At 72.0% G+C, this 23585-nt stretch carries 23 protein-coding genes and 1 pseudogene; 18 read left to right on the forward strand and 6 right to left on the reverse strand.

Annotated features, from left to right (window positions below; all coding sequences use genetic code 11):
• Nucleotides 1-57: 57 nt before the first annotated feature.
• Nucleotides 58-645, reverse strand: a pseudogene (gene cofC / locus ACFYYJ_RS24180) (2-phospho-L-lactate guanylyltransferase); the annotation flags it as partial.
• A 208-nt stretch (nucleotides 646-853) separates the two neighbouring features.
• On the opposite strand from cofC, the gene ACFYYJ_RS24185 reads away from it, so the two are divergent.
• The 3 genes from ACFYYJ_RS24185 to ACFYYJ_RS24195 are packed head-to-tail and all read left to right on the forward strand — an operon-like array spanning nucleotide 854 to nucleotide 3810.
• On the forward strand, nucleotides 854-1606 hold the full coding sequence (locus tag ACFYYJ_RS24185; RefSeq protein WP_389135300.1) for a lysophospholipid acyltransferase family protein: 753 nt from the start codon (nucleotides 854-856) through the stop codon (nucleotides 1604-1606).
• The gene (locus ACFYYJ_RS24190; protein WP_384590580.1) at nucleotides 1603-2613 is read left to right on the forward strand and encodes an NAD(P)H-dependent glycerol-3-phosphate dehydrogenase; all 1011 of its coding nucleotides are present in this window, start codon (nucleotides 1603-1605) and stop codon (nucleotides 2611-2613) included. Before ACFYYJ_RS24185 ends, ACFYYJ_RS24190 begins: the two co-directional genes overlap by 4 nt.
• A gap of 39 nt (nucleotides 2614-2652) precedes the next feature.
• Complete coding sequence (locus tag ACFYYJ_RS24195) at nucleotides 2653-3810, forward strand: D-alanine--D-alanine ligase family protein (protein ID WP_385133626.1); 1158 nt, start codon at nucleotides 2653-2655, stop codon at nucleotides 3808-3810.
• 93 nt (nucleotides 3811-3903) lie between these two features.
• Here the strand turns inward: ACFYYJ_RS24195 and ACFYYJ_RS24200 are convergent, their stop codons facing one another.
• Both ACFYYJ_RS24200 and ACFYYJ_RS24205 read right to left on the reverse strand, forming a co-directional pair.
• A complete protein-coding gene (locus ACFYYJ_RS24200; RefSeq protein WP_389135305.1) occupies nucleotides 3904-4368 on the reverse strand; it encodes a DUF3515 family protein in 465 nt (154 codons plus the stop codon).
• A gap of 62 nt (nucleotides 4369-4430) precedes the next feature.
• Nucleotides 4431-4664, reverse strand: coding sequence for an Lrp/AsnC family transcriptional regulator (locus ACFYYJ_RS24205; RefSeq protein WP_030028650.1), 234 nt, complete (start codon nucleotides 4662-4664; stop codon nucleotides 4431-4433).
• Between the two features lie 245 nt (nucleotides 4665-4909).
• On the opposite strand from ACFYYJ_RS24205, the gene ACFYYJ_RS24210 reads away from it, so the two are divergent.
• On the forward strand, nucleotides 4910-5893 hold the full coding sequence (locus ACFYYJ_RS24210; RefSeq protein ID WP_384590569.1) for a thiamine-phosphate kinase: 984 nt from the start codon (nucleotides 4910-4912) through the stop codon (nucleotides 5891-5893).
• Nucleotides 5890-6690, forward strand: a complete 801-nt coding sequence (gene thiD, locus ACFYYJ_RS24215; RefSeq protein ID WP_385366949.1) for a bifunctional hydroxymethylpyrimidine kinase/phosphomethylpyrimidine kinase — start codon at nucleotides 5890-5892, stop codon at nucleotides 6688-6690. Before ACFYYJ_RS24210 ends, thiD begins: the two co-directional genes overlap by 4 nt.
• Nucleotides 6691-6802: 112 nt before the next feature.
• Here thiD and rpmB read toward each other — a convergent pair whose 3' ends face one another.
• Entirely contained in the window at nucleotides 6803-6988 is a 186-nt protein-coding gene (gene rpmB, locus ACFYYJ_RS24220; protein ID WP_007266795.1) for a 50S ribosomal protein L28, read from the reverse strand.
• A gap of 240 nt (nucleotides 6989-7228) precedes the next feature.
• Here rpmB and ACFYYJ_RS24225 point away from each other — a divergent pair, with 240 nt between their 5' ends.
• The 9 genes from ACFYYJ_RS24225 (at nucleotide 7229) to mutM (ending at nucleotide 16242) form a co-directional block, all read left to right on the forward strand.
• Nucleotides 7229-8866, forward strand: coding sequence for a DAK2 domain-containing protein (locus ACFYYJ_RS24225; RefSeq protein ID WP_389135311.1), 1638 nt, complete (start codon nucleotides 7229-7231; stop codon nucleotides 8864-8866).
• Nucleotides 8867-8882: 16 nt separating this feature from the next.
• A complete protein-coding gene (recG, locus tag ACFYYJ_RS24230; protein ID WP_389135314.1) occupies nucleotides 8883-11090 on the forward strand; it encodes an ATP-dependent DNA helicase RecG in 2208 nt (735 codons plus the stop codon).
• A gap of 43 nt (nucleotides 11091-11133) precedes the next feature.
• A complete protein-coding gene (gene rsmD / locus ACFYYJ_RS24235; protein ID WP_385363234.1) occupies nucleotides 11134-11712 on the forward strand; it encodes a 16S rRNA (guanine(966)-N(2))-methyltransferase RsmD in 579 nt (192 codons plus the stop codon).
• Nucleotides 11713-11726: 14 nt separating this feature from the next.
• Nucleotides 11727-12206, forward strand: a complete 480-nt coding sequence (coaD, locus tag ACFYYJ_RS24240) for a pantetheine-phosphate adenylyltransferase (protein ID WP_384594215.1) — start codon at nucleotides 11727-11729, stop codon at nucleotides 12204-12206.
• A gap of 116 nt (nucleotides 12207-12322) precedes the next feature.
• On the forward strand, nucleotides 12323-13426 hold the full coding sequence (locus ACFYYJ_RS24245; protein ID WP_385131260.1) for a cell division initiation protein: 1104 nt from the start codon (nucleotides 12323-12325) through the stop codon (nucleotides 13424-13426).
• 69 nt (nucleotides 13427-13495) lie between these two features.
• The gene (locus ACFYYJ_RS24250; RefSeq protein ID WP_384745231.1) at nucleotides 13496-14206 is read left to right on the forward strand and encodes a YceD family protein; all 711 of its coding nucleotides are present in this window, start codon (nucleotides 13496-13498) and stop codon (nucleotides 14204-14206) included.
• A 2-nt stretch (nucleotides 14207-14208) separates the two neighbouring features.
• A complete protein-coding gene (gene rpmF, locus ACFYYJ_RS24255) occupies nucleotides 14209-14382 on the forward strand; it encodes a 50S ribosomal protein L32 (protein WP_003965982.1) in 174 nt (57 codons plus the stop codon).
• A 19-nt stretch (nucleotides 14383-14401) separates the two neighbouring features.
• Nucleotides 14402-15247 (forward strand): ribonuclease III, encoded by an 846-nt coding sequence (rnc, locus tag ACFYYJ_RS24260; protein ID WP_385131263.1) that lies wholly within the window; start codon nucleotides 14402-14404, stop codon nucleotides 15245-15247.
• 134 nt (nucleotides 15248-15381) lie between these two features.
• On the forward strand, nucleotides 15382-16242 hold the full coding sequence (gene mutM / locus ACFYYJ_RS24265; protein WP_385131266.1) for a bifunctional DNA-formamidopyrimidine glycosylase/DNA-(apurinic or apyrimidinic site) lyase: 861 nt from the start codon (nucleotides 15382-15384) through the stop codon (nucleotides 16240-16242).
• Here mutM and ACFYYJ_RS24270 read toward each other — a convergent pair.
• On the reverse strand, nucleotides 16215-16622 hold the full coding sequence (locus ACFYYJ_RS24270; RefSeq protein WP_385131268.1) for a winged helix-turn-helix transcriptional regulator: 408 nt from the start codon (nucleotides 16620-16622) through the stop codon (nucleotides 16215-16217). The genes mutM and ACFYYJ_RS24270 overlap by 28 nt on opposite strands.
• 127 nt (nucleotides 16623-16749) lie before the next feature.
• Here ACFYYJ_RS24270 and ACFYYJ_RS24275 point away from each other — a divergent pair, with 127 nt between their 5' ends.
• Nucleotides 16750-17355, forward strand: a complete 606-nt coding sequence (locus ACFYYJ_RS24275) for a flavodoxin family protein (RefSeq protein ID WP_385131271.1) — start codon at nucleotides 16750-16752, stop codon at nucleotides 17353-17355.
• Nucleotides 17356-17380: 25 nt separating this feature from the next.
• On the opposite strand, the gene ACFYYJ_RS24280 is transcribed toward ACFYYJ_RS24275, so the two are convergent.
• Nucleotides 17381-18298, reverse strand: a complete 918-nt coding sequence (locus ACFYYJ_RS24280) for a CAP domain-containing protein (protein WP_389135320.1) — start codon at nucleotides 18296-18298, stop codon at nucleotides 17381-17383.
• A 136-nt stretch (nucleotides 18299-18434) separates the two neighbouring features.
• Here ACFYYJ_RS24280 and ACFYYJ_RS24285 point away from each other — a divergent pair, with 136 nt between their 5' ends.
• The 3 genes from ACFYYJ_RS24285 to ACFYYJ_RS24295 all read left to right on the forward strand — a co-directional run bounded on the left by ACFYYJ_RS24285 (nucleotide 18435) and on the right by ACFYYJ_RS24295 (nucleotide 23413).
• The gene (locus ACFYYJ_RS24285; protein WP_385131277.1) at nucleotides 18435-18716 is read left to right on the forward strand and encodes an acylphosphatase; all 282 of its coding nucleotides are present in this window, start codon (nucleotides 18435-18437) and stop codon (nucleotides 18714-18716) included.
• Between the two features lie 349 nt (nucleotides 18717-19065).
• The gene (locus tag ACFYYJ_RS24290) at nucleotides 19066-19284 is read left to right on the forward strand and encodes a hypothetical protein (RefSeq protein ID WP_030708500.1); all 219 of its coding nucleotides are present in this window, start codon (nucleotides 19066-19068) and stop codon (nucleotides 19282-19284) included.
• A gap of 187 nt (nucleotides 19285-19471) precedes the next feature.
• Nucleotides 19472-23413: an AAA family ATPase gene (locus ACFYYJ_RS24295; RefSeq protein WP_389135324.1), complete on the forward strand. Its 3942-nt coding sequence runs from the start codon at nucleotides 19472-19474 to the stop codon at nucleotides 23411-23413.
• Nucleotides 23414-23585 lie beyond the last annotated feature (172 nt).

Below are 23585 nucleotides of genomic sequence, written 5' to 3' on the forward strand. Positions count from 1 at the left end.
GCTTCGGGTCTCGGAATCGTACGTGTACGCGGTCGCCTGCATAGCGGAACTGTATCGGGCCGTGTGACGGCCCACGCCGAGGGCGAGGGCGGTCCGCAGATCCGCCGCCGTGTCCACGTCGCGCCGCACGCTGTCGACGCCCGCCAGTGCGATTTCCACCGCTCCCGAGGCCGAATGCCTGGCCCGGGACGGCCCCCCGAACGAGGGTGCCAATTCCACGTCCCGGGCCGCCGAAAGCAAGGTCGTCCCGATTCCGGCGGCATCCGCCAGAAATGCCCGGGGAAATGCGGCGGCCGTATCGAGCACGCGTAGCAATTCGGGGGGCCGCAGCGCCGGCAGATCGGCGTTCATCGCGGCCACCGCCGCCCCCGGCCGTCCCGCCCGCACCGCCCGGACCCCATGGGCCAGGGCCGCGTTGAGACCGGCCCCCGGGGTGTCCGGGACGATCCTGGCCCCCAGTCCCGCGAGTTCCGCCCCGGCCGCCGCGTCGTCCGTGACGACCACCACATCCGCGACGGCGGCGCAGGCCAGCGCCCCGGCGACGGTGTCCAGGGCGAAGGCCAGGGCCAGTCCGGGACGGGCCGCGCCCACGGACGCGGCGAGACGGCTCTTGGCCACCGCCAGAGGCTTCAGCGGGACCACCAGACTCCAGACGGCGTTCGTGGCCGCCCCCTTCCCTCGGGTTTCCCTCCGGCGCGCTCGGCCACCATTGTCACCTCGGCCGAGGCGGCCCCGGGGTCGTGTGCCGTGAGCGGGGCGTACGGTGTTCTCGACAGAGACCGGACCGGGGGCCACACTTGTCCGGCCGACGAGGTGCCCAAGCCGCGCACCGGTCCTAGAGGAAGGTGTCCGAGTGTCCCGCCGCAGAATCGGCTTCTGGTACCGCCTGGCTGCGGTCATCGCAAAACCGCCGCTGGTAGTGCTCTTCAAGCGGGACTGGCGGGGAATGGAGCACATTCCGGCCGAGGGCGGATTTATCACCGCCGTCAATCACAACTCGTATCTGGACCCGCTCTCCTACGCGCACTTCCAGTACAACACCGGCCGGGTGCCCCGATTGCTCGCGAAGGCCGCCCTCTTCAAGGTGCCTTTTGTCGGCTCGATCCTGCGCGGCAGCGGGCAGATCCCGGTCTACCGCGAGAGCACCAACGCCCTGGACGCATTCCGGGCCGCCGTGGACGCCATCGAGCGCGGCGAATGCGTGGCCTTTTACCCGGAGGGCACCCTCACACGCGACCCCGACATGTGGCCGATGGCCGGCAAGACCGGCGCCGCCCGTGTCGCACTGATCACCAAGGCACCCGTCATTCCCGTGGCGCAGTGGGGCGCGAATCTCGCGATGCCGCCCTACGCCAAGGAGAACAAGGTCAGCCTCTTCCCGCGCAAGACCCTCCAGGTGCTCGCCGGACCGCCGGTGGACCTCTCCGCCTTCTACGACCGGGAACCCACCCCGGAAGTGCTCAAGGAGGTCACCGAGGTCATCATGGCGGCCATCACCGGGCTGCTGGAGGAACTGCGCGGCGAAAGGGCGCCCGAGCAGCCGTACGACCATCGCAAGGCCAGGGCGGAACAGCGGCGCAAGGCCGCGGGGGAGGGCAAGAAGTGACACGTCCCGTGAAGGCGGCCGTCTTCGGAACAGGCTCGTGGGGCACGGCCTTCGCCATCGTGCTCGCCGACGCGGGCTGCGAGGTGACCCTGTGGGGCCGCCGCCAGGAGCTGGTCGACGCCATCAACACCGGCCGGACAAACCCGGACTACTTCCCCGGAGTCGAACTCCCCGCCGGGCTGCGGGCCACCACCGACCCGGCCGAGGCCGCGGCCGACGCCGACTTCACCGTCCTCGCCGTCCCCTCCCAGACCCTGCGCGGCAACCTCGCCTCCTGGGCGCCGCTGCTGGCCCCCGACACGGTGCTCGTCTCCCTCATGAAGGGCATCGAACTCGGCACCGCCAAGCGGATGAGCGAGGTCATCGAGGAGGTGGCCAAGGTCCCCGCCGAGCGCATCGCCGTGGTCACCGGCCCCAACCTGGCCCGCGAGATCGCCGCCCGGCAGCCGGCGGCCTCCGTCGTCGCCTGCGTGGACGAAGCCGTGGCACAGCGCCTCCAGGCCGCCTGCCACACGCCGTACTTCCGCCCGTACACGAGCACCGACGTCATCGGCTGTGAACTCGGCGGCGCCGTCAAGAACGTGATCGGCCTCGCCGTCGGCATCGCGGACGGCATGGGCCTCGGCGACAACACCAAGGGCTCCCTCATCACCCGCGGACTCGCCGAAGCGACCCGCCTGGGCGTCGCGATGGGCGCCGACCCGCTCACCTTCTCCGGCCTCGCGGGCCTCGGCGACCTGGTCGCCACCTGCTCCTCGCCGCTCTCCAGGAACCACACCTTCGGCACCAACCTGGGCCGCGGGATGACCCTGGAGGAGACCATCGCGGTCACCAAGCAGACCGCGGAGGGGGTCAAGTCCTGCCAGTCCGTGGCCGATCTGGCCCGCCGGCACGGGGTGGACATGCCCATCACCGACACCGTCGTCGACATCGTCCACCACGGCAAGCCCACCCTGGTCGCGCTGAAGGAACTGATGGGCCGCAGCGCCAAACCGGAACGTCGCTGACACCCTTCCGCACGCATGAGCGGGTACCCTCGTGGCGATATGAGCAGCGAGAACCTCCCCCAGACCCCTGAGCAGCAGGGCCGCAAGCCCCGCGTGGCCGTCGTGTTCGGCGGCCGCAGCTCGGAACACGCCATCTCGGTCGTCACGGCGGGCGCCGTCCTGCGCTCCATCGACCGGTCCAAGTACGAGGTGCTGCCCATCGGCATCACCACGGACGGCCGGTGGGCGCTGACCGCCGACGAGCCCGAGCGGATGGCCATCGCAGACCGGCAGCTCCCGAGCGTCGAGGAGCTCGCGGACTCCGAGGACGGCTCCGTCGTCCTCTCGGTGGACCCCGCCAGCCGCCAGGTCGTCTACACCGAGCCCGGCGCCGTCCCCAAGGCCCTGGGCGAGGTCGACGTGGTCTTCCCCGTCCTCCACGGCCCGTACGGCGAGGACGGCACCCTGCAGGGCCTCCTGGAGCTCTCCGGGATCCCGTACGTCGGCTCCGGCGTCCTCGCCTCGGCCGTCGGCCAGGACAAGGACTACATGAAGAGGGTGTTCACCTCCTTCGGGCTGCGCGTCGGCCCGTACGTGACCATCCGCCCCCGCGAGTGGGAAGCCGACCAGGCCGCCGCCAAGGGCCGGATCCTGGACTTCGCCGCCGAGCACGGCTGGCCGCTGTTCATCAAGCCCGCACGGGCCGGCTCCTCCATCGGCATCACCAAGGTCGACGAGCCCTCCGGTCTCGACGCGGCGATCCGCGAGGCGCGCCGCCACGACCCGAAGTTCATCGTCGAGGCGCTGCTGCGCGGCCGCGAGATCGAGTGCGGCGTGCTGGAGTTCGAGGACGGGCCGCGCGCGAGCGCCCCCGCGGAGATCCCGCCGGTCTCCAGCCACGACTTCTACGACTTCGAGGCGAAGTACATCGACTCCGCCACCGGGATCGTGCCCGCCCCGCTCACCCCGGAGCAGACCGCCGAGGTCCAGCGCCTCGCGGTCGAGGCCTTCGAGGCCGCGTCCTGCGAGGGCCTGGTGCGCGCCGACTTCTTCCTCACCGAGGACGGCGAGTTCGTCATCAACGAGATCAACACGATGCCGGGCTTCACCCCCATCTCGATGTACCCGCTGATGTGGCAGGAGTCGGGCATCGGCTACCAGGAGCTGGTGGACCGCCTGCTCCAGGCCGCCCTGCGCCGCTCCACCGGCCTGCGCTAGCCGCACCGGACCCCGTACGGCAGACCGCCCGCCGACCCGCCCCGAAAGGGCCGGTCGGCGGGCGGTCGCTGTGAGGGCGGTGCGGCGGCGTGCTCAGTACGAGGCGATGCCCTCGGGCACCGTCTTGGCCACGGCCGTGGACAAGCCCACCAGCATTCCCGCGTCCGTGGCATGCTCCTTGTCGACCACGACCTCCGTGTACGCCTTGCGCATGCCGGTGGTGAACCGAAAACCCCCGTCGTCGAGTTTCTCCAGCAGCCAGGAGACGCCGTTCACCTGGACGCCCTCCTGCTCCGGATCCGCCATCGCCGGGGGCTTGGGGATACCGCACCGCAGTACGATCGCCGAGCCGCCCCACGCGGCGGTGAGCGGAGACTCCGGTTCGGTCCCGGTCCGGGCCTGACCGGCCACCGTCTCCGGGAGCTCCCCGTGCAGCGCCGCACAGAGCCCCGCGACCTCGGCCGGCGGCGTGGGCGGCGGGTCCACCCGGGCCTCGGAACCACCCGGGGAGCACGCCGCGAGGGCCACGAGGGCCGTCGCGGCGGCAGCGGCGGACAAGGCACGGACACGGACGACTGGCCGGCGGTGTAGGGACATCACCGGCCAACAGTAGACGGGGGCTACAGATGGACCACCGGGCAGGTCAGGGTGCGGGTGATCCCCTCCACCTGCTGGACCTTGGCGACCACCATGCGGCCGAGCTCGTCCACGGTGTCGGCCTGGGCGCGCACGATCACGTCGTACGGACCCGTCACGTCCTCGGCCTGGATCACCCCCGGGATCTGGCCGATGGACTCGGCGACGAACGACGCCTTGCCCACCTCGGTCTGGATAAGGATGTACGCCTGTACCACGGAACCTCCAGGGCGGCCACGAGGATCATTTCCCCTAACCTTCGGGTGGGCCCGACACGATCGAAAGGGCCGGGGGAAGAAGGGACGCCACGGTACCGCGTCGCCGAGCGCCACGGGGAGACCCCTGGGCACGGCGCCGCGCGCAGCGGGGCGTACGGAGAGCAGAAGTTGACGTATCTGTTGACGGTACCCAGAGCTGTGACGGCTCGCGACCGCAAGCGGACTGGGCAAGAAGGGGCACAGCGATGAAGGGCACTGTGGGCGAGCTGGGGGAGTTCGGCCTCATTCGGGAACTCACCTCACGGCTCACCACCACCCCGGCGGTCCGGCTCGGTCCGGGCGACGACGCCGCGGTGGTGTCGGCCCCCGACCGCAGGGTCGTGGCGAGCACCGACATCCTGTTGGAAGGCAGGCACTTCCGGCGCGACTGGTCCACGGCCTACGACGTCGGCCGCAAGGCCGCCGCACAGAACCTGGCCGACATCGCCGCCATGGGCGCCGTGCCGACCGCGCTCCTCCTCGGCCTCGTCGTCCCGGCCGAGCTGCCGGTGACCTGGCCCACCGAGCTGATGGACGGCATCCGCGACGAGTGCCAGGTGGCCGGCGCGGCCGTCGTCGGCGGCGACGTCGTCCGCGGCGACGCCATCACCGTCGCCATCACCGCCCTGGGCGACCTGCGCAACCACGAGCCCGTACTGCGCTCCGGCGCCCGGCCCGGCGACGTCGTCGCCGTCACCGGCTGGCTCGGCTGGTCCGCCGCCGGCTTCGCCGTGCTCTCGCGCGGCTTCCGCTCCCCGCGGGCCTTCGTCGAGGCCCACCGGCGCCCGGAGCCCCCGTACCACGCGGGCCCGGCGGCCGCCGGACTCGGCGCCACCGCCATGACCGACGTCAGCGACGGCCTGATCGCCGACCTCGGGCACATCGCCGAGGCCAGCAAGGTGCGGATCGACCTGCACACGGCCGCCCTCGACATCCCGACCCAGATGTACGACATCGGCCAAGCCGTCGGCGTGGACCCGCTCCAGTGGGTCCTCACCGGGGGAGAGGACCACGCGATCGTGGCGACCTTCCCGCCCGACGTGAAACTGCCCGCCCGCTGGAAGGTCATCGGCGGAGTCCTCAACCGCTCCGCGCTGCCCCAGGTGACCGTGGACGGCGCCCCCTGGGCCAGCACCGGTGGCTGGGACCACTTCGGGGCCGACCCGGCGCCCCAGGACGGCCCGGCGTGAGCGTCGCCCCGCCGCTGTGCCTGACCGTCGCCGGATCCGACTCCGGCGGCGGCGCGGGCATCCAGGCCGACCTCAAGACCATGCTGGCGCTCGGCGTCCACGGCATGAGCGTGGTGACCGCCGTGACGGCTCAGAACTCCCTCGGGGTCCAGGGCGTCTGGGAGCTGCCCCCGGAGGCCGTCAGGAGCCAGTTCAGGGCCGTCGTGGACGACATCGGCGTACAGGCCGTGAAGACCGGGATGCTCTCCTCGGCCGTGCTCGTGGAGACCGTGGCCGAACTGCTGGCCACCACCGGGGCCCCGGCCGTCGTGGACCCCGTGGGCGTCTCCAAGCACGGGGACGCGCTGCTCGCCGCCTCGGCGCTGGACGCCGTACGGCAGGAGCTGCTGCCCCGGGCCACCGTGGCCACGCCCAACCTGGACGAGGTGGCGCAGCTCACCGGCCTGGCCGTGGAGCGCGAGGACGACATGCGGCGCGCGGCCGACGCGATCCTCGGCTTCGGGCCCCGCTGGGCGCTCATCAAGGGCGGACACCTGGCGGCCCACGGGGACGAGGCCGTGGACCTCCTCACGGACGGAACCGAGGAGCACTGGCTGCGCGCTCCCCGGCACCCCAACCGGCACACGCACGGAACCGGCTGCACCCTCGCGAGCGCCGTCGCCGCAGGCCTCGCCAAGGGGCTCGCCGTCCCGGCGGCCGTCACGCGGGCCAAGGAGTACGTCACGGGCGCCATCGCCGCCGGCTTCACGCTCGGCGGGGGCATCGGCCCGGTGGACCACGGCTGGCAGTGGCGTTGACCCACGGCCGTCAGGTCACCGCGACGGGCTCAGGACAAGACAAAAGGCCGGTTCACCAGAGGTGAACCGGCCTTTTGTGGCAACCGGTAGGGCTGCGCTACGACGGGAGGCGTCAGCGCGAGACCTTGCCGGCCTTGATGCACGAGGTGCAGGCGTTGAGGCGCTTCGGCGTCCCATTGACCACGGCACGGACGCGCTGGATGTTCGGGTTCCAGCGACGCGAGGTGCGGCGGTGCGAGTGGGAGATGTTGTTGCCGAAGCTCGGCCCCTTGGCGCAAACGTCGCAGTTGGCAGCCACAGGTCACTCCAAAACTTCAGATGCAATTACAGTGAAATCCGGCGCACCGGATCAGAGGTCTGAAGTGGTTTGCCGGAAGAATGGCCCGATTCTCATCGGGCAACCGGAGCAGCATACAACGACTGCTCCCGTCCAAGAAAACTACCACGGCTGCCGCCGCTCCCGCCCCGGGGTCCCGTCCCTCCGGCAGTCCGGCGTTACCCTGCGGTGAACCCTGGCCCGCACGAGGAGGAACGCCCGGTGCCGCACGAGCCGCAGCCGCAGTACGCCGACGAGCTCGACGCCGAAGCGGTGCGCACCTGGAGCTCGCTGGCCCTGACCGCACTGGGCCGGGCCCGCGAGGACATCGACGCGATCAACGTCTATCCGGTGGCCGACGCGGACACCGGCACCAACCTCTACCTCACCGCCGAATCCGGAGCCCGCGCCGTCACGGAGGTGACGCAGGACACGGAGCCGGCCTCCCTGGCCCAGGCCGTACGGGCCTACGCGCACGGCGCCCTCATAGGCGCACGCGGCAACTCCGGGACCATCCTGGCGCAGCTGCTGAGGGGCGTGGCCGACGTCCTGGGCGACGAGCCCGGGGACCGGGCCCCCGGCCGGCTGCTGGCCCGCGCGCTGACCCGGGCCGCTGAAGAGGCGTACCAGGCCGTCGCGCACCCGGTGGAGGGCACCATGCTCACGGTCGCCGCCGCGGCGGCACGGGCCGGCGAGGCCGCGGGAGCCGCCGCCGGCACCGCCGCCGACGTGGCCGGGGCCGCCTACACGGCGGCCCGCACCGCCCTCGCCGAGACCCCCGGGCAGCTGGCCGCGCTGGGCCGGGCCGGGGTGGTCGACGCGGGGGGCTGCGGGCTGGTCGCCGTACTCGGGGCCCTGTGGCAGGCGCTGTCCGGGCAGGAGCCGGCCCCCGAGGAACTCCACGGCCGGACAGTGCCCGTACCGGAGTCGACCGAGCCCTGCGAGCAGGAGGCCGGGCCCGCCTACGAGGTGGTCTACCTGCTGGAGGCCCCCGACGCGGCGGTGGAGGAACTGCGCGCACGGCTCGACGGGCTGGGCGACTCCCTGGTGGTGGTCGGCGGCGAGGGGCTGTGGAACGTCCACGTCCACGTCGACGACCCCGGGGCGGCCGTGGAGGCCGGCGTCGTGGCCGGCCGCCCGTACCGGATACGGATCACGCACTTCGGCGACGAACGGCGCCGGGCGCGCGGACAACGCGTCCAGCGGGCCGTGGTCGCCGTGGTCCCGGGCGAAGGCCTGGCAGGGCTGTGCGAGGAGGCCGGCGCGACCACCGTGCTCGCCCGCGCCGGAGAGGCCCCGGACATCGGGGGACTCCTCGACGCCGTGCGGCGCGCGCACGCCCGCGAGGTCGTCCTGCTGCCGGGCGGCGCCGAGCTGCGGGCGGCGGCCGCCGCGGCGGCCGACCGGGCCCGCGCCGAGGGCGTACGGGTCGCGGTGATCCCCACCCGCTCCGCCGTCCAGAGCCTCGCCGCCCTCGCCGTGCACGACGCGGACGGCACCTTCGACGAGGACGTGGTCGCCATGACGGCGGCCGCCGGCGCCACCCGCTACGGGGAACTGGCCGTCGCCGAACGGCAGTCCTTCACCTCGGCCGGCATCTGTCAGGCCGGCGACGTGCTCGGCCTCATCGACGGGGACGTCGCCGTCATCGGCGAGGGCCTGCCCGAGACTGCCGAGGCCGTCCTGGACCGGATGCTCGGCTCCGGCGGCGAACTCGTCACCCTGGTCCTGGGACCCGAGGTGCCGGACGCCCTCGCCGAGCGCCTGGAGGCCTACGTGCAGCAGGGGCACCTGGCCGTGGACACCGTCACCTACCGGGGCGGCCGGTACTCGGCTCCGCTGCTCATCGGGGTGGAATAGCGGGCTTGTCAGCGCGATGGTGTGCAATGAACACGTGCCCGCGCTCGACGAAGACCTCAAGAAGACGCTCGGCCCCGCCACCGCCAAGGTGCTGGCCGAGCAGCTCGGCCTGCACACGGCCCTGGACCTGCTCCACCACTACCCGCGGCGGTACGCCGAGCGCGGCGAGCTGACCTCGCTGGCCGATCTCGCCGACCAGATCGACGAGCACGTGACCGTCGTCGCGCAGGTCGCCGACGCCCGGCTGCTTACCTACCAGGGCGGCCGCGGCGGCGGAAAGCGCCTCGAAGTGACCATCACCGACGGCAACGGCCGCCTCCAACTGGTCTTCTTCGGCGCCGGGGTCCACAAACCGCACAAGGAACTGCTGCCCGGCAGCCGCGCGATGTTCGCCGGCAAGGTCTCCATGTTCAACCGCAAGCTCCAGCTCGCCCACCCCGCGTACGAGCCGCTCGGCGCGGACGCCTCCGACCGGGACGCGGCGGCCGCCTTCGCCAACCAGCTCATCCCGATCTACCCGGCCTGCGCCAAGCTGGAGTCCTGGAAGATCGCCAAGTGCGTGGACGCCGTGCTGCCCAGGGCCCAGGAGGTCGTGGACCCGCTGCCGGCCGCCCTGCGCGACGGCCGCGGACTGATCCCGCTCACCGAGGCCCTGCTGAAGATCCACCGGCCGACCGCCAAGGCCGACGTGGAGGACGCCCGTCAGCGGCTGAAGTGGGACGAGGCCTTCGTCCTCCAGGTCGCCCTGGCCCGCCGCCGGCACGCCGACGCCCAGCTCCCGGCCGTCCCCCGCCGCCCCACCCCCGGCGGCCTCCTCGACTCCTTCGACGCCAAGCTCCCGTTCACCCTCACCGAGGGCCAGCAGGGCGTCTCCAAGGAGATCTTCGACGACCTGGCCACCGAACACCCCATGCACCGCCTCCTCCAGGGCGAGGTCGGATCCGGGAAGACGCTGGTCGCGCTGCGGGCCATGCTCGCCGTCGTGGACTCCGGCGGGCAGGCCGCCATGCTCGCGCCCACCGAGGTGCTCGCCCAGCAGCACCACCGCTCCGTCACCGAGATGATGGGCGAGCTGGCCGAGGGAGGGCTGCTCGGCGGCTCCGACCAGGGGACCAAGGTGGTGCTGCTCACCGGGTCGATGGGGACGCCCGCACGACGGCAGGCGCTGCTCGACCTCGTCACCGGCGAAGCCGGGCTCGTGATCGGCACGCACGCGCTGATCGAGGACAAGGTGCAGTTCCACGACCTCGGGCTGGTCGTCGTCGACGAACAGCACCGCTTCGGAGTGGAACAGCGCGACGCCCTGCGCTCCAAGGGGAAGCAGCCGCCGCACCTGCTCGTCATGACCGCGACCCCGATCCCGCGCACCGTCGCGATGACCGTCTTCGGCGATCTGGAGACCTCCGTCCTCGACCAGCTGCCCGCCGGCCGGTCCCCGATCGCCACGCACGTGGTCCCCGCCAAGGACAAGCCGCACTTCCTCGCCCGGGCCTGGGAACGGGTCCGCGAGGAGGTGGAGAACGGCCACCAGGCGTACGTGGTCTGCCCCCGCATCGGAGACGAGGAGGAGCCGAAGAAGAAGGGCTCCGCGGAGGACGACGCCGAGAAGCGGCCGCCGCTCGCCGTCCTGGACATCGCCGAGCAGCTCACGCGCGGCCCGCTCGCCGGACTGTCGGTGGAGGTGCTGCACGGCCGGATGGATCCGGCCGACAAGGACGACGTGATGCGCCGGTTCGCCGCCGGCGAGGTCAAGGTGCTCGTCGCCACGACCGTGATCGAGGTCGGCGTGAACGTCCCGAACTCCACCGTCATGGTGATCATGGACGCCGACCGCTTCGGCGTCTCCCAGCTCCACCAGCTGCGCGGCCGCGTCGGCCGCGGCTCCGCGCCGGGACTGTGCCTGCTGGTCAGCGAGATGCACGAGGCGAGCCCCGCCCGCGCCCGGCTGGCCGCCGTCGCCGCCACCCTGGACGGCTTCGAACTCTCCCGGATCGACCTGGAGGCGCGCCGCGAGGGAGACGTGCTGGGCCAGGCCCAGTCCGGGGTGCGCTCCTCGCTGCGGGTGCTGTCCGTCATCGAGGACGAGGAGGTCATCGCGCAGGCCCGCGAGGAGGCCGGACGCGTCGTCGCGGCCGACCCGGAGCTGGAGCGGCTGCCGGGCCTGCGCACCGCCCTGGACGCACTGCTGGACACCGAGCGGGAGCAGTATCTGGAGAAGGGCTGACAATGGGGGTGCCCGTTGTCCCCGAAGATCGAAGGACCCCCAGATGACCCGCGTGATCGCCGGCAGCGCCGGAGGGCGACGGCTGACCGTGCCCCCCGGCACCGGCACCAGGCCGACCTCGGACCGGATGCGCGAAGGGCTCTTCTCCACCTGGGAGTCGCTGCACGGCGTCGAAGGGGCCCGGGTGCTCGACCTGTACGGCGGCTCCGGCGCCGTGGGCCTGGAAGCCCTCTCGCGCGGCGCGGCCCACACCCTGCTGGTCGAGGCCGACGCCAAGGCCGCCAAGGCGATCCGGGACAACATCAGGGCGCTGGGCCTGCCCGGCGCGGAGTTCCGGGCGGGCAAGGCCGAGCAGGTCGTCGCGGGAGCCGCGGCCGGCGACCCGTACGACATCGTCTTCCTGGACCCGCCGTACGCGGTGGACCACGAGGAACTGCGGGAGATCCTCCTCACACTCCGGTCCAATGGCTGGATCACGGACGATGCGCTCGTCACCGTGGAGCGCAGCACGAGGAGCGGCGCCTTCCCGTGGCCCGAGGGCTTCGAGCCGCTGCGGTCCCGGAAGTACGGCGAGGGCACCCTTTGGTACGGTCGCGCCGCCTTCACCAGCGAAGACTCATGAACGAGGGAGTTCAGTTGCGCCGCGCCGTCTGTCCCGGGTCCTTCGACCCCATCACCAACGGACACCTCGACATCATCGGACGCGCCTCCAGGCTCTACGACGTCGTGCACGTCGCGGTGATGATCAACCAGTCGAAGAAGGGCCTGTTCACCGTCGAGGAGCGGATCGAGCTGATCCGCGAGGCGGTGGCGGACTACGGCAACGTCGAGGTCGAGTCCTTCCACGGGCTGCTCGTCGACTTCTGCAAGCAGCGGGACATCCCGGCCATCGTCAAGGGCCTGCGCGCCGTCAGCGACTTCGACTACGAGCTCCAGATGGCCCAGATGAACATGGGGCTCTCGGGCGTCGAGACGCTGTTCGTGCCGACGAACCCCACCTACAGCTTCCTGTCCTCCTCGCTGGTCAAGGAGGTCGCGGCCTGGGGCGGCGACGTCGCCCACCTGCTGCCCGCGCACGTGCACGCGGCGCTGATGGAACGGCTGCGCGAGCGCTGATCCGGGGGCCCCACCGCCTGACGTGACGTCAGGCGGTGTCGGACGTCCGCCCGCCGGCCTTACAGTCGTGGCGTCCGTCTCAGGAACCGCCCGAGGCCGAGAGAGTGCGAGCCCCCATGGACGTGCAGAAGAAGCTCGACGAGATCGTCGCGGCCGTCGGCGGCGCCCGGTCCATGCCGATGTCGGCCTCCTGCGTGATCAACCGCGCCGAGCTGCTCGCCCAACTGGAAGAGGTCCGCCAGGCGCTCCCCGGCTCGCTCGCGCAGGCCCAGGAGCTCATCGGCGGCCGGGAGCAGATGGTCGAGGAGGCCCGCCGGGAGGCGGAGCGGATCATCGAGTCCGCCCACAACCAGCGCGGCTCGCTGATCTCCGACACCGAGATCGCGCGGCGCTCCCAGGCCGAGGCGGACCGGATCCTGGAGGAGGCCCGCCGGGAGGCCGAGGAGATCCGCGCCGAGGCCGACGACTACGTCGACAGCAAGCTCGCGAACTTCGAGGTCGTGCTGACCAAGACCATCGGCTCGGTGGACCGCGGCCGGGAGAAGCTGCTGGGTCGCGGCCCCGGCCTCGACGAGCACGGCTACGCCGACGCCGAGGCGCCCGAGCGCAGCCACGACCCCGAGACGCAGCGCCGGCAGGCGGACGCGTACGTGGACACCAAGCTGGCGACCTTCGAGGCGGTGCTGTCCAAGACCCTGGAGGCCGTGGGTCGCGGCAGGCAGAAGCTGCTGGGGCGGGTGCCCACGGACGACCTGGGCGCGCACATGGCCGCCCAGGAGGCCGCGGGCGGCCAGGCGTCCCGCTCGGCGAGCGACGCGGACTTCCTGGCGGGCCTGGCCGAGCCGGCGCCCCCGGTCGCCCCGCAGATCCCCGCGCAGGCGGAACCCGTGTACGACATGTACTCCGGCCAGGGCGCGGACCCGGCCGGGGCGGCCTACGCGGGATCGTACGCGGGGCAGCAGGACGGGTACGCGTACCCGGACCCGTACACGGGGACCGACGGGGCGGGCGTGTCCTACGAGGCGCCCTACGCCGGGCAGCAGCCCGACCCGTACGCGGGCTACCGGCAGGCCGGGCAGCAGCCCGACCCGTATGCCGCCTACGCACAGCCGCAGTCCCAGCCGCCGGCCCCCCAGCAGCCCGCGCTCGACGAGACCAGCTTCTTCGACACGGGCATGATCAACCTGGACCAGCTGCGCCAGTACGAGCAGGGGCGCTAGACCCGGATTGGGCTCAGAGCGAAGCGGCGGGTATCCTGGCTCTTCGGTCGCGCGTATGCACCGCGATCCATGCTGCCCTCAAGTGGCGGAAATCTTGATCTTCAGCGATCTGTGAAAGCAGGAACGGCCCTGAACACCCGCCTCGACCACCGCAACCCCCTCGTGTTCGACACGCACGAGCTGGGTCGGCGTCCTGGTGCCATGCAGCGGCTGTCCCGTGAGATCGCGGCACCGGCGGACTTCGGTCTCGTCGGTGTCATCGGAGTGCCGGAAGGCGCCCCGGTGAAGCTCAGCCTCCGTCTTGAGTCGGTCATGGAAGGGGTGCTTGTCACAGGCACCGCTCGTGCATCGGCCGTAGGTGAGTGCGTAAGGTGTCTGGAGTCCGTGGAGCGCGAGCTCAAGGCGGACTTCCAGGAGATGTTCTCGTACCCTGACGCCGACGACCGGGGCCGCCCCAAGGCGGAGCCGGCCGACGACGCCGAGGACGACGAGGACACGCTCTACCTTGAGGACGGCTTGTTCGACCTCGAACCCGTGCTGCGGGATGTGGTGGTGCTCGCACTGCCCATGCAGCCGGTGTGCCGGGAGGACTGTCTCGGACTGTGCCCCGATTGCGGGCTCAGCCTGAACGAGGACCCGGACCACCACCATGACGCCGTCGACATCCGTTGGGCGGCTTTGCAGGGACTCGTCGTGACCGATCAGGACGACGAGAAGGACAACATGAGCGGCACTGCCTCTGACGGAGTTCAGGGCGCCGCCGAGAAGCAGGAGAAGTAGCCGTGGCTGTTCCGAAGCGGAAGATGTCGCGCAGCAACACGCGCCACCGCCGGTCGCAGTGGAAGGCTGCGGTCCCCACCCTGGTTTCGTGTGAGCGTTGCCAGGAGCCGAAGCTCCAGCACATTGCGTGCCCGAGCTGCGGCACCTACAACAAGCGCCAGGTCCTCGAGGTCTGAGCGGCTGGTGAGAGGCGCAATGTCTGAGCTGTCCAACGCTGAGAAGCAGGCAGACAGTAACAACGCGGCCTCGTCCCACACGCTTCTGGAAGGGCGGCTCGGGTATCGACTCGAGTCCGCCCTTCTGGTGCGTGCGCTGACCCACCGTTCGTACGCGTACGAGAACGGCGGTCTGCCCACCAACGAACGCCTGGAGTTCCTCGGGGACTCCGTGCTGGGCCTGGTGGTCACGGACACGCTGTACACGACCCACCCCGATCTCCCCGAGGGCCAGCTGGCCAAGCTCCGGGCCGCGGTGGTCAACTCGCGCGCACTTGCGGAGGTCGGGCGCGGCCTCGAACTCGGCTCCTTCATCCGGCTCGGCCGGGGCGAAGAGGGCACGGGCGGCCGGGACAAGGCCTCCATCCTCGCCGACACCCTTGAAGCGGTGATCGGCGCGGTCTATCTCGACCAGGGCCTCGACGCGGCCTCGGAGCTGGTGCACCGGCTCTTCGACCCGCTCATCGAGAAGTCCTCGAACCTCGGCGCCGGCCTGGACTGGAAGACCAGCCTCCAGGAGCTCACGGCCGCCGAAGGTCTTGGCGTACCGGAATACCTGGTCACGGAGACCGGCCCGGACCACGAGAAGACCTTCACCGCTGCCGCCCGCGTCGGTGGTGTCTCGTACGGCACCGGCACCGGCCGCAGCAAGAAGGAAGCGGAACAGCAGGCGGCGGAGTCCGCGTGGCGCGGGATCCGTGCCGCCGCGGACGAGCGGATCGCGGCCGAGGCCGCTGCCGCAGCCGCCCCGGTCGAGGCCACGGCTCCGGCCGAGGCCGCGGACGGCGGGGCGCCGAAGCCCGCCGAACCGGCGCCGGGCGCCTGACCCTTCCTTCGCCTTCGGGCACCCCCGCCCCGTCACCTGCGCAGCAGGCGGCGGGGCGGACCCGTTTCCGGAGCCTGCCGCGCGGGTCGGTACGCTCACGGGAGAGAGCCCGATCCGATCCCCGGAGGAACACCGTGCCCGAGCTGCCCGAGGTCGAAGTCGTGCGGCGGGGCCTGGAGCGCTGGGTGGCCGGGCGGACCGTGGAGGCCGTCGAGGTCCTGCACCCGAGGGCCGTACGACGCCACGCGGCCGGCGGGGCCGACTTCGCGGCGCGGCTGCGCGGAGAGACGATCGGTGTGCCGCGGCGACGCGGGAAGTACCTGTGGCTGCCCCTGGAGGGCGGCCACCAGTCGGTGCTCGGACACCTCGGGATGAGCGGGCAGCTGCTGGTGCAGCCGCAGGACGCCCCCGACGAGAAGCACCTGCGGATCAGGGTGCGGTTCGAGGACGACCGAGGGACCGAGCTGCGCTTCGTCGACCAGCGGACCTTCGGAGGGTTGTCGCTGCACGAGAACACGCCCGACGGGCTGCCCGACGTCATCGCGCACATCGCCCGGGATCCCCTGGACCCGCTGTTCGACGAGGGCGCCTACCACCTCGCGCTGCGCGCCAAGCGGACCACCGTCAAGCGGGCGCTGCTGGACCAGTCGCTGATCAGCGGGGTCGGCAACATCTATGCCGACGAGGCGCTGTGGCGCGCGAAGTTGCACTACGAGCGGCCCACCGCGAACCTCACGCGCCCCCGGAGCGCGGAACTCCTCGGGCACGTACGGGACGTCATGAACGCGGCCCTCGCCGTGGGCGGTACCAGCTTCGACAGCCTCTACGTCAACGTGAACGGAGAGTCGGGCTACTTCGACCGGTCGCTCGACGCCTACGGGCGCGAGGACGAACCCTGCCGCCGCTGCGGCACGCCGATGCGGCGCCGGCCGTGGATGAACCGGTCGAGCTACTTCTGCCCGCGCTGTCAGCGACCGCCGCGCGTCTCGTCGTAGGACTGCCGGGCGGAGAGCACCTCCGGCATGTTCCCCTCCAGGAAGTGGATCAGGGAGAGGAGCCGGTCCGCGACCTCGACGCCGAGCGGCGTGAGCTCGTAGTCCACGCGGGGCGGGTTGGTCGGCTGCGCCTCGCGGTGGACGACGCCGTCGCGCTCCAGCGCGTGCAGCGTCTGGGAGAGCATCTTCTCGCTCACCCCCTCCACCCGTCGGCGCAGCTCGTTGAAGCGGCACGGGCCCTCGCGCAGGGCGCCGAGGGTCAGGCTGCCCCAGCGGCCGGTGACGTGTTCCAGGGTCTCGCGGGAGGGGCAGGCGCGCGCGAAGACGTCGAACGGAAGTTCGGCCGCGGCGCTCTCGGTACAGACGGCAGGTGTCTCCATGAGGAATAGCGTACTCCTCTGCAGCGCTAACTACTGGGTTGCGCTTTCCAAAAGTTAGTGCTTTGCTTCTTCTCGTCGCACCGCACCTGGTGGCGCGACGAGAACGCTTCCCGAGGGAGAGATCACCTTGTCCGGTATCACGCACGCCCCCGTCGTCTCGATCGCCTACCACTCGGGTTACGGCCACACCGCGGTCGTGGCCGAGGCCGTGCGCAGCGGCGCCGCCGAGGCCGGGGCCACCGTTCACCTGATCAAGGTCGACGAGATCGACGACGCCCAGTGGGAGCTGCTCGACGCGTCCGACGCGATCGTCTTCGGTTCGCCGACCTACATGGGCACCGCCTCCGGCGCCTTCCACGTCTTCGCCGAGGCGACCTCGAAGCGCTGGTTCGGCGACGCCTGGCAGGACAAGGTGGCCGCGGGCTTCACCAACTCCGCCTCCAAGAGCGGCGACAAGCTGCACACCCTGCAGTTCTTCCAGATCCTCGCCGCGCAGCACGGCATGAGCTGGGTCAACCTGGGTCTGAAGCCGGGCTGGAACTCCAGCACCGCCTCCGAGAACGACCTCAACCGCCTCGGCGTCTTCGCCGGTGCCGCCGCGCAGAGCAACTCGGACGAGGGCCCGGAGGCCGTCCACAAGGCCGACATCGCCACGGCCGAGCACCTGGGCCGGCGCGTCGCCGAGCACGCCCGCGTGGTGGTGGCGGGTCGCGCGGCCCTCGCCGCGCTCTGACCGACCGGGGTTCGACGGACTTCGGCTAGAAGCCGAAGTCCTGGGTCCACCAGGGGCCGCCGGCGGCGAAGTACGCGCCGACGCCCAGGGTGCGGAACTCGCAGTTCAGGATGTTCGCCTTGTGGCCGGGGCTGTTCATCCAGGCCTTCATCACGGACTCGGCGTCGCCCTGGCCGCGGGCTATGTTCTCGCCGCCGAGCCCCCCGATGCCCGCCTTGGCGGCCCGGTCCCAGGGGCTGAGCCCGTCGGGGTCGGTGTGGTCGAAGAAGGCGCGGGCGGCCATGTCCTTGCTGAAGGCCTCCGCGAGCGTCGCCAGCGGCGGGTTGGCCCGCACCGGGCCGCATCCCGCCATGGCGCGTTCCTGGTTCACCAGGAGCAGGACGGCGGCCTCCTCGGCGGACTGTCCGTCCGTCGCGGTGGCGGGCGTCGGGGCCGGCGTGGTCTTCCGCGGGGCCTTGGTCGTGGGCACCGGTACGGCGGCCGGCTCGGCGGAGGCCTTGCCGGCGGGCTTCGCGGGCGACGCGGTGGAAGGCGTGGCGCTCGGGATGGTGCTCGGGGTGGCGCTCGGCGAGGGAGTCGCGGAAGGGCTCGGGCTCGTCGAGGGCGACACCGACGGCGACACCGACGGCGAGACCGAGGGGCTCGCGGTGGGGGAGGGGGCGTGGGTCTGCGAGCCGCGGCCGGGCAACTGGGCGAGGCCGCCCAGCGGCTGGACCGCGCGGTCGGCGCTCGGCGAGGCCTTCGCCGCCGCCTGCGTCCTGCCGGTGTCCCCCGAGCCGTCGACTCCCACGTACGGGAAGGAACCGCCGACGGGCACCATGCCGGTCGTGACGGCGGCCGTGCCGAGGGTCACCGCCACCGCCACCCCCAGCAGACCGGTGCGCAGGGCGGTGCGGCGCGCGCCACCGGGGCGCGGTGCGGAGGGGAGAGCGTGGCGTCCCATCGGCGTCGGCCTTCCTTGTAAGATCACGATCGGAGTTTGCTCGCCCGAACGGGTGAGCTCATTGGTGCGCGACTGTACGCCATGGGGCAAGGGGGGCGATGTGCTCCAAAATCGTTTGCCCGGTTAGCGTTCACGCATGAACGAAGATGTCCGCCTGACCGCCTGGGTGCGCGGCCGTGTACAGGGAGTGGGCTTCCGCTGGTTCACCAGGGAGAACGCTCTGGGGATCGGCGGGGTCGTCGGCTTCGCGCTCAACCTCGACGACGGGCGAGTGCAAGTGGTGGCCGAGGGTCAACGTGAGAATTGCCACCGGCTGCTCGATTGGATGCGGTCCGCCGACACGCCCGGGCAGGTGGACGGAGTGACAGAGATCTGGGGCACACCGCGCGGTGGCTACGACGGATTCGCGATCCGTTGACGGATCGACTGATCATGTACTGATCACACCCGTGGAGCGATCGCACACGGTCGGAACTGCGCGTTCCTCGTCGAGACGTTGCCGGTGCCCCCGATCCGTGGAAGGCTCGGAGACGAGGATGATCTCCGCCCCCCTTGCGCGGGCCGGGCTGCCCGCCGATACGGGGCGTGATCGTGTTGACCGTCAAACTTTTTGGTGAGACGCTGGAAGCCCCGCGCACCTGAGCTGTTTGGCAGTGTTGGCAGTAGTAAGCGCAGTGACTGTCAGTCGCTGTCGGACATCCGCGGGTGCGATTCCCTCACGACCCACACCGCTTCGGTCGGTCACTCAGTGTGGAGGACCATCCATCATGGCAAAGGCGCTTCTCGGTTACGTCGGCGGCTCCGACCCGCGACTCCTCGCCGAGATGCGACGGCTTCAGCAGCGCGTCCAGGACCTCGAGTCCGAGCTCGTACGGATTCAGTCCGAAAATGACGCGCTGAACGCGGCCGCCGCCCAGCACGACGGAGATTCGCTGCTGGACCGCATCGACATCGACGTACCCCAGGCGGAGCCTGCGCTCACCTGATCCGCGCTACTCGTCGCTCGACGTCGCTCCGACTTCGAGCCCGGCATGATCTGCAAGGGACGCTCCGGCGTCCCTTCTTTCTTTCAGCACCGCGCCGCGAGGCCACGGGCCGGGCCATTCCTTTAACGTCGGTTGTGCCCTGCACCTTCATGGGTGAAACCGAACGCGAAAGGTAGAGTCCGGCGGCGTGCACCTCAAGTCCCTGACCCTGCGTGGCTTCAAATCCTTTGCTTCCGCCACGACCCTGCGCTTCGAACCCGGCATCACGTGCGTCGTGGGTCCGAACGGCTCGGGCAAGTCCAATGTGGTGGACGCGCTGTCCTGGGTCATGGGCGAACAAGGGGCCAAGTCCCTGCGCGGCGGGAAGATGGAAGACGTCATCTTCGCCGGGACCACCGGCCGGCCGCCGCTCGGGCGTGCCGAGGTGTCGCTGACCATCGACAACTCCGACGGCGCGCTGCCCATCGACTACGCCGAAGTCACCATCACCCGGATCATGTTCCGCGGCGGCAGCAGCGAGTACCAGATCAACGGTGACACCTGCCGCCTGCTCGACATCCAGGAGCTCCTCTCCGACTCCGGCATCGGCCGCGAGATGCACGTCATCGTCGGCCAGGGACAGCTGGACTCCGTACTCCACGCCGACCCCATGGGGCGCCGCGCCTTCATCGAGGAGGCGGCCGGCGTCCTCAAGCACCGCAAGCGCAAGGAGAAGGCGCTGCGGAAGCTGGACGCGATGCAGGCCAATCTCGCGCGCGTGCAGGACCTCGGCGACGAGCTGCGGAGGCAGCTCAAGCCCCTGGGGCGGCAGGCCGCCGTGGCCCGGCGGGCGGCCGTGATCCAGGCCGACCTGCGCGACGCCCGGCTGCGTCTGCTCGCCGACGACCTGGTCACGCTGCGGAGGGCGCTCGACGAGGAGCTCGCGGACGAGGCGGCCCTGAAGGAACGCAAGGAGGCCGCGGAGGCGCAGCTCGCGGACGCGCTGCGCCGGGAGGCCGAACTGGAGGCGGCGGTACGGGAGCTGGCCCCGCGGCTCCAGCGGGCCCAGCAGACCTGGTACGAGCTGTCCCAACTCGCCGAGCGGGTGCGGGGGACCGCGTCCCTGGCCGACGCGCGGGTCAAGAGCGCGACGGCTCCGCCCGAGGAGGAGCGGCGCGGCCGGGACCCGGAGGACCTGCGGCGGGAGGCCGCACGGATCCGCGAGCAGGAGGCGGAACTGACGGCCGCTCTGGAGGCGGCCTCGCGCGCGCTGGAGGACACCGCCGAGCACCGGGGCGAGCTGGAACGCGCCTTGGCCGACGAGGAACGCCGGCTGCGGGACGCCGCCCGGGCCATCGCGGACCGGCGCGAGGGGCTGGCCCGGTTGACGGGTCGGCTCGGAGCCGCGCGCTCCCGGGCGGGGGCGGCGCAGTCCGAGATCGACCGGCTGGTCGCGGCGCGCGACGAGGCGGAGCGCAGGGCGGGCGCCGCGCAGGCGGAGTACGAGGCTCTGGCGGAGGAGGTCGGCGGGCTCGACGAACCCTCGCTGGACGCCGAGCACGAGGAGGCCCGGGCGGAACTGACGGCCGCCGAGGCGGGGCTGTCGGCGGCGCGGGACGCACTGTCCGAGGCGGAGCGTTCGCGGGCCGCGGTCTCGGCGCGGCGGGACGCGCTGGCGCTGGGGCTGCGCCGCAAGGACGGTACGGGCGCGCTGCTCGCGGCGCGCGAGCGGCTGGCGGGGGTGTTGGGACCGGTGGCCGAGCGGCTCTCGGTGGCCCCGGGCCACGAGGTCGCGGTGGCCGCCGCGTTGGGGTCGGCGGCGGACGCGTTGGCGGTGGCCTCGCCGGGGGCCGCGGCCGGGGCCATCCGGCACCTCCGCGAGGCGGACGCGGGCCGAGCCACCCTCCTGATCACCCCACCGGGCCCCGTCCCGGGGCAGTCCGGGTCTCCTTCGGCCGCTGCCGAGGCTGCCCCTGGCCGGGCCGGGTCCACGTCGGCCGCAGCCCCGGTTGCCCTTCCGGGCCAAGGCCCGGGCCCCGACCTGACGTCGGCCGGGGTCGAGGGCGAAGAAGGTTCCTTCCCCCACCCCGCCCCTTCCCGCAACCGGGCACTGCCCGGACCCGCGCCTCAAACGCCGGCGGGGCTGGGTGGGCGGGACCGGGCACTGCCCGGGGCCGCGTCCGAAGCGTCGTCCGGGCCCGAGGACCGGGCTGCCGGGCACCAATCAGCCCCTCCGGCGTTTGAGGAGCGGGGTCCGGGGCGGAGCCCCGGCGGCGGAGCCGCGTCCTTGGCCGCGCCGCGTCCCGGCGGAGGTGTCGTGGGTGCGGTCGCGGTGGCGGGCGTGGCCGCGGCGGAGTTGATCCGGGGGGACGCAGAAGTGCGGCGGGCCGTCGGGTGGGTCCTGCGCGACCACGTCGTCGTCGGCACGCTCGACGACGCCGAGGCCCTCCTCGCACGGTGCCCCGACGCGGTGGCCGTGACCGCGGACGGCGACGTACTCGGCGCGCACCTCGCCCACGGCGGCTCCGCCGGCGCGCCCACCCTCATCGAGGTGCAGGCCGCCGTCGACGAGGCCGCCCAAGAACTGGCCCGGCTGGACGCGCGGTGCGGGGAGCTCGCCGAGGCCCGCGAGTCCGCCCAGGCGCGCCGCCGTGACGCGGCCGCCCTGGTGGAGGAGCTCGCCCAGCGGCGGCGGGCCGCCGAACAGGCCCGCGCCGGGGTCGCGCAGCAGCTCGGCCGGCTCGCCGGACAGGCGAAGGGCGCCGCGGGCGAAGCCGAACGTGCCACCACCGCCGCCGCGAAGGCCCAGGACGCGCTGGAGCAGGCACTCGCAGAGGTGGAGGAGTGCGCCGAACGGCTGGCCACGGCCGAGGAGAATGCCCCCGCCGGGAGCGGCGACGAGGAGCCGGACACCTCCCGGCGGGACCGGCTCGCCGCCGACGGGGCCAACGCCCGGCAGACCGAGATGGAGGCCCGGCTCCAGCTCAGGACCCACGAGGAGCGGGTCAAGGGGCTGGCCGGCCGGGCCGATTCGCTCGACCGCGCCGCCAGGGCCGAGGAGGAGGCCCGGGCGCGCGCCGAGCGGCGGCGCGCACGCCTGGCCCACGAGGCACGGGTGGCCCGGGCCGTGGCCGACGGTGCCCGGCAACTGCTCGCCCACGTGGAGGTGTCGCTGCGCCGGGCCGAGGAGGAGCGCGCGGCCGCCGAACACGCCAAGGGCCTGCGGGAGCGGGAGTCGGCCGACGCCCGAAACCACGGCCGCGACCTCAAGGGCGAGCTCGACAAGCTCACCGACTCCGTGCACCGCGGCGAGGTGCTCGGCGCCGAGAAGCGGCTGCGCATCGAGGCGCTGGAGGGCAGGGCACTGGAGGAGTTCGGCATCGACACCGCCGGGCTCGTGGCCGAGTACGGGCCGGACCAGCCGGTGCCGCCCTCCCCGCCGGCCGACGGAGAGGAGCTGCCGGAGGATCCGGAGCACCCCCGCAACCGGCCCGGCCCCTTCGTACGGGCGCAGCAGGAGAAACGGCTCAAGGTCGCCGAGCGCGCCTACCAGCAGCTCGGCAAGGTCAACCCGCTGGCCCTGGAGGAGTTCGCCGCGCTGGAGGAGCGGCACCAGTTCCTCAGCACTCAGCTGGAGGACCTGCGCAAGACCCGGGCAGACCTCCTTCAAGTGGTGAAGGAGGTGGACGCGCGGGTCGAGCAGGTGTTCACCGAGGCGTACCACGACACGGCCCGGGAGTTCGAGGGGGTGTTCTCGCGGCTGTTCCCCGGCGGCGAGGGTCGGTTGATCCTCACGGATCCCGACAACATGCTGGCCACGGGTGTCGACGTGGAGGCCCGTCCGCCGGGCAAGAAGGTCAAGCGGTTGTCGCTGCTCTCGGGCGGCGAGCGCTCGCTGACGGCCGTCGCCCTGCTGGTCTCCATCTTCAAGGCGCGGCCCAGTCCGTTCTACGTGATGGACGAGGTGGAGGCCGCCCTGGACGACACCAATCTGCAGCGGCTGATCCGGATCATGGAGGAGCTCCAGGAGAGCTCCCAGCTGATCGTGATCACCCATCAGAAGCGGACGATGGAGGTCGCCGACGCGCTCTACGGCGTCTCCATGCAGGGCGACGGGGTCTCCAAGGTCATCAGTCAGCGGCTCCGTTGAGATCTTGATCTTTCAAGAAATGAACTCCCAGTCGATGGGGTGGCGTCCACGTGCGCATCGCCCCCGGTATTGACTTCAGAAACTGAACACATAAGCTCGCTCCGCTGTCTCCCGCCTTCGGGTGGTGCTCGATCTTGAACTGTGCGCCACTAGGAGAACGGACAAAACCCCC

Source organism: Streptomyces sp. NPDC002467 (assembly GCF_042889825.1).
GTDB lineage: Bacteria > Actinomycetota > Actinomycetes > Streptomycetales > Streptomycetaceae > Streptomyces.

Excerpts from the sequence above, each read along its gene's own strand:
- ACFYYJ_RS24210 (WP_384590569.1), top strand. The coding sequence starts at position 4,910 with ATGAAGGGCACTGTGGGCGAGCTGGGGGAGTTCGGCCTCATTCGGGAA.
- ACFYYJ_RS24280 (WP_389135320.1), bottom strand. The coding sequence starts at position 18,298 with ATGGGACGCCACGCTCTCCCCTCCGCACCGCGCCCCGGTGGCGCGCGC.
- ACFYYJ_RS24250 (WP_384745231.1), top strand. The coding sequence starts at position 13,496 with ATGCTGCCCTCAAGTGGCGGAAATCTTGATCTTCAGCGATCTGTGAAA.
- ACFYYJ_RS24285 (WP_385131277.1), top strand. The coding sequence starts at position 18,435 with ATGAACGAAGATGTCCGCCTGACCGCCTGGGTGCGCGGCCGTGTACAG.
- rsmD (WP_385363234.1), top strand. The coding sequence starts at position 11,134 with ATGACCCGCGTGATCGCCGGCAGCGCCGGAGGGCGACGGCTGACCGTG.
- ACFYYJ_RS24195 (WP_385133626.1), top strand. The coding sequence starts at position 2,653 with ATGAGCAGCGAGAACCTCCCCCAGACCCCTGAGCAGCAGGGCCGCAAG.
- recG (WP_389135314.1), top strand. The coding sequence starts at position 8,883 with ATGGTGTGCAATGAACACGTGCCCGCGCTCGACGAAGACCTCAAGAAG.
- ACFYYJ_RS24270 (WP_385131268.1), bottom strand. The coding sequence starts at position 16,622 with ATGGAGACACCTGCCGTCTGTACCGAGAGCGCCGCGGCCGAACTTCCG.
- ACFYYJ_RS24245 (WP_385131260.1), top strand. The coding sequence starts at position 12,323 with ATGGACGTGCAGAAGAAGCTCGACGAGATCGTCGCGGCCGTCGGCGGC.
- ACFYYJ_RS24290 (WP_030708500.1), top strand. The coding sequence starts at position 19,066 with ATGGCAAAGGCGCTTCTCGGTTACGTCGGCGGCTCCGACCCGCGACTC.
- rnc (WP_385131263.1), top strand. The coding sequence starts at position 14,402 with ATGTCTGAGCTGTCCAACGCTGAGAAGCAGGCAGACAGTAACAACGCG.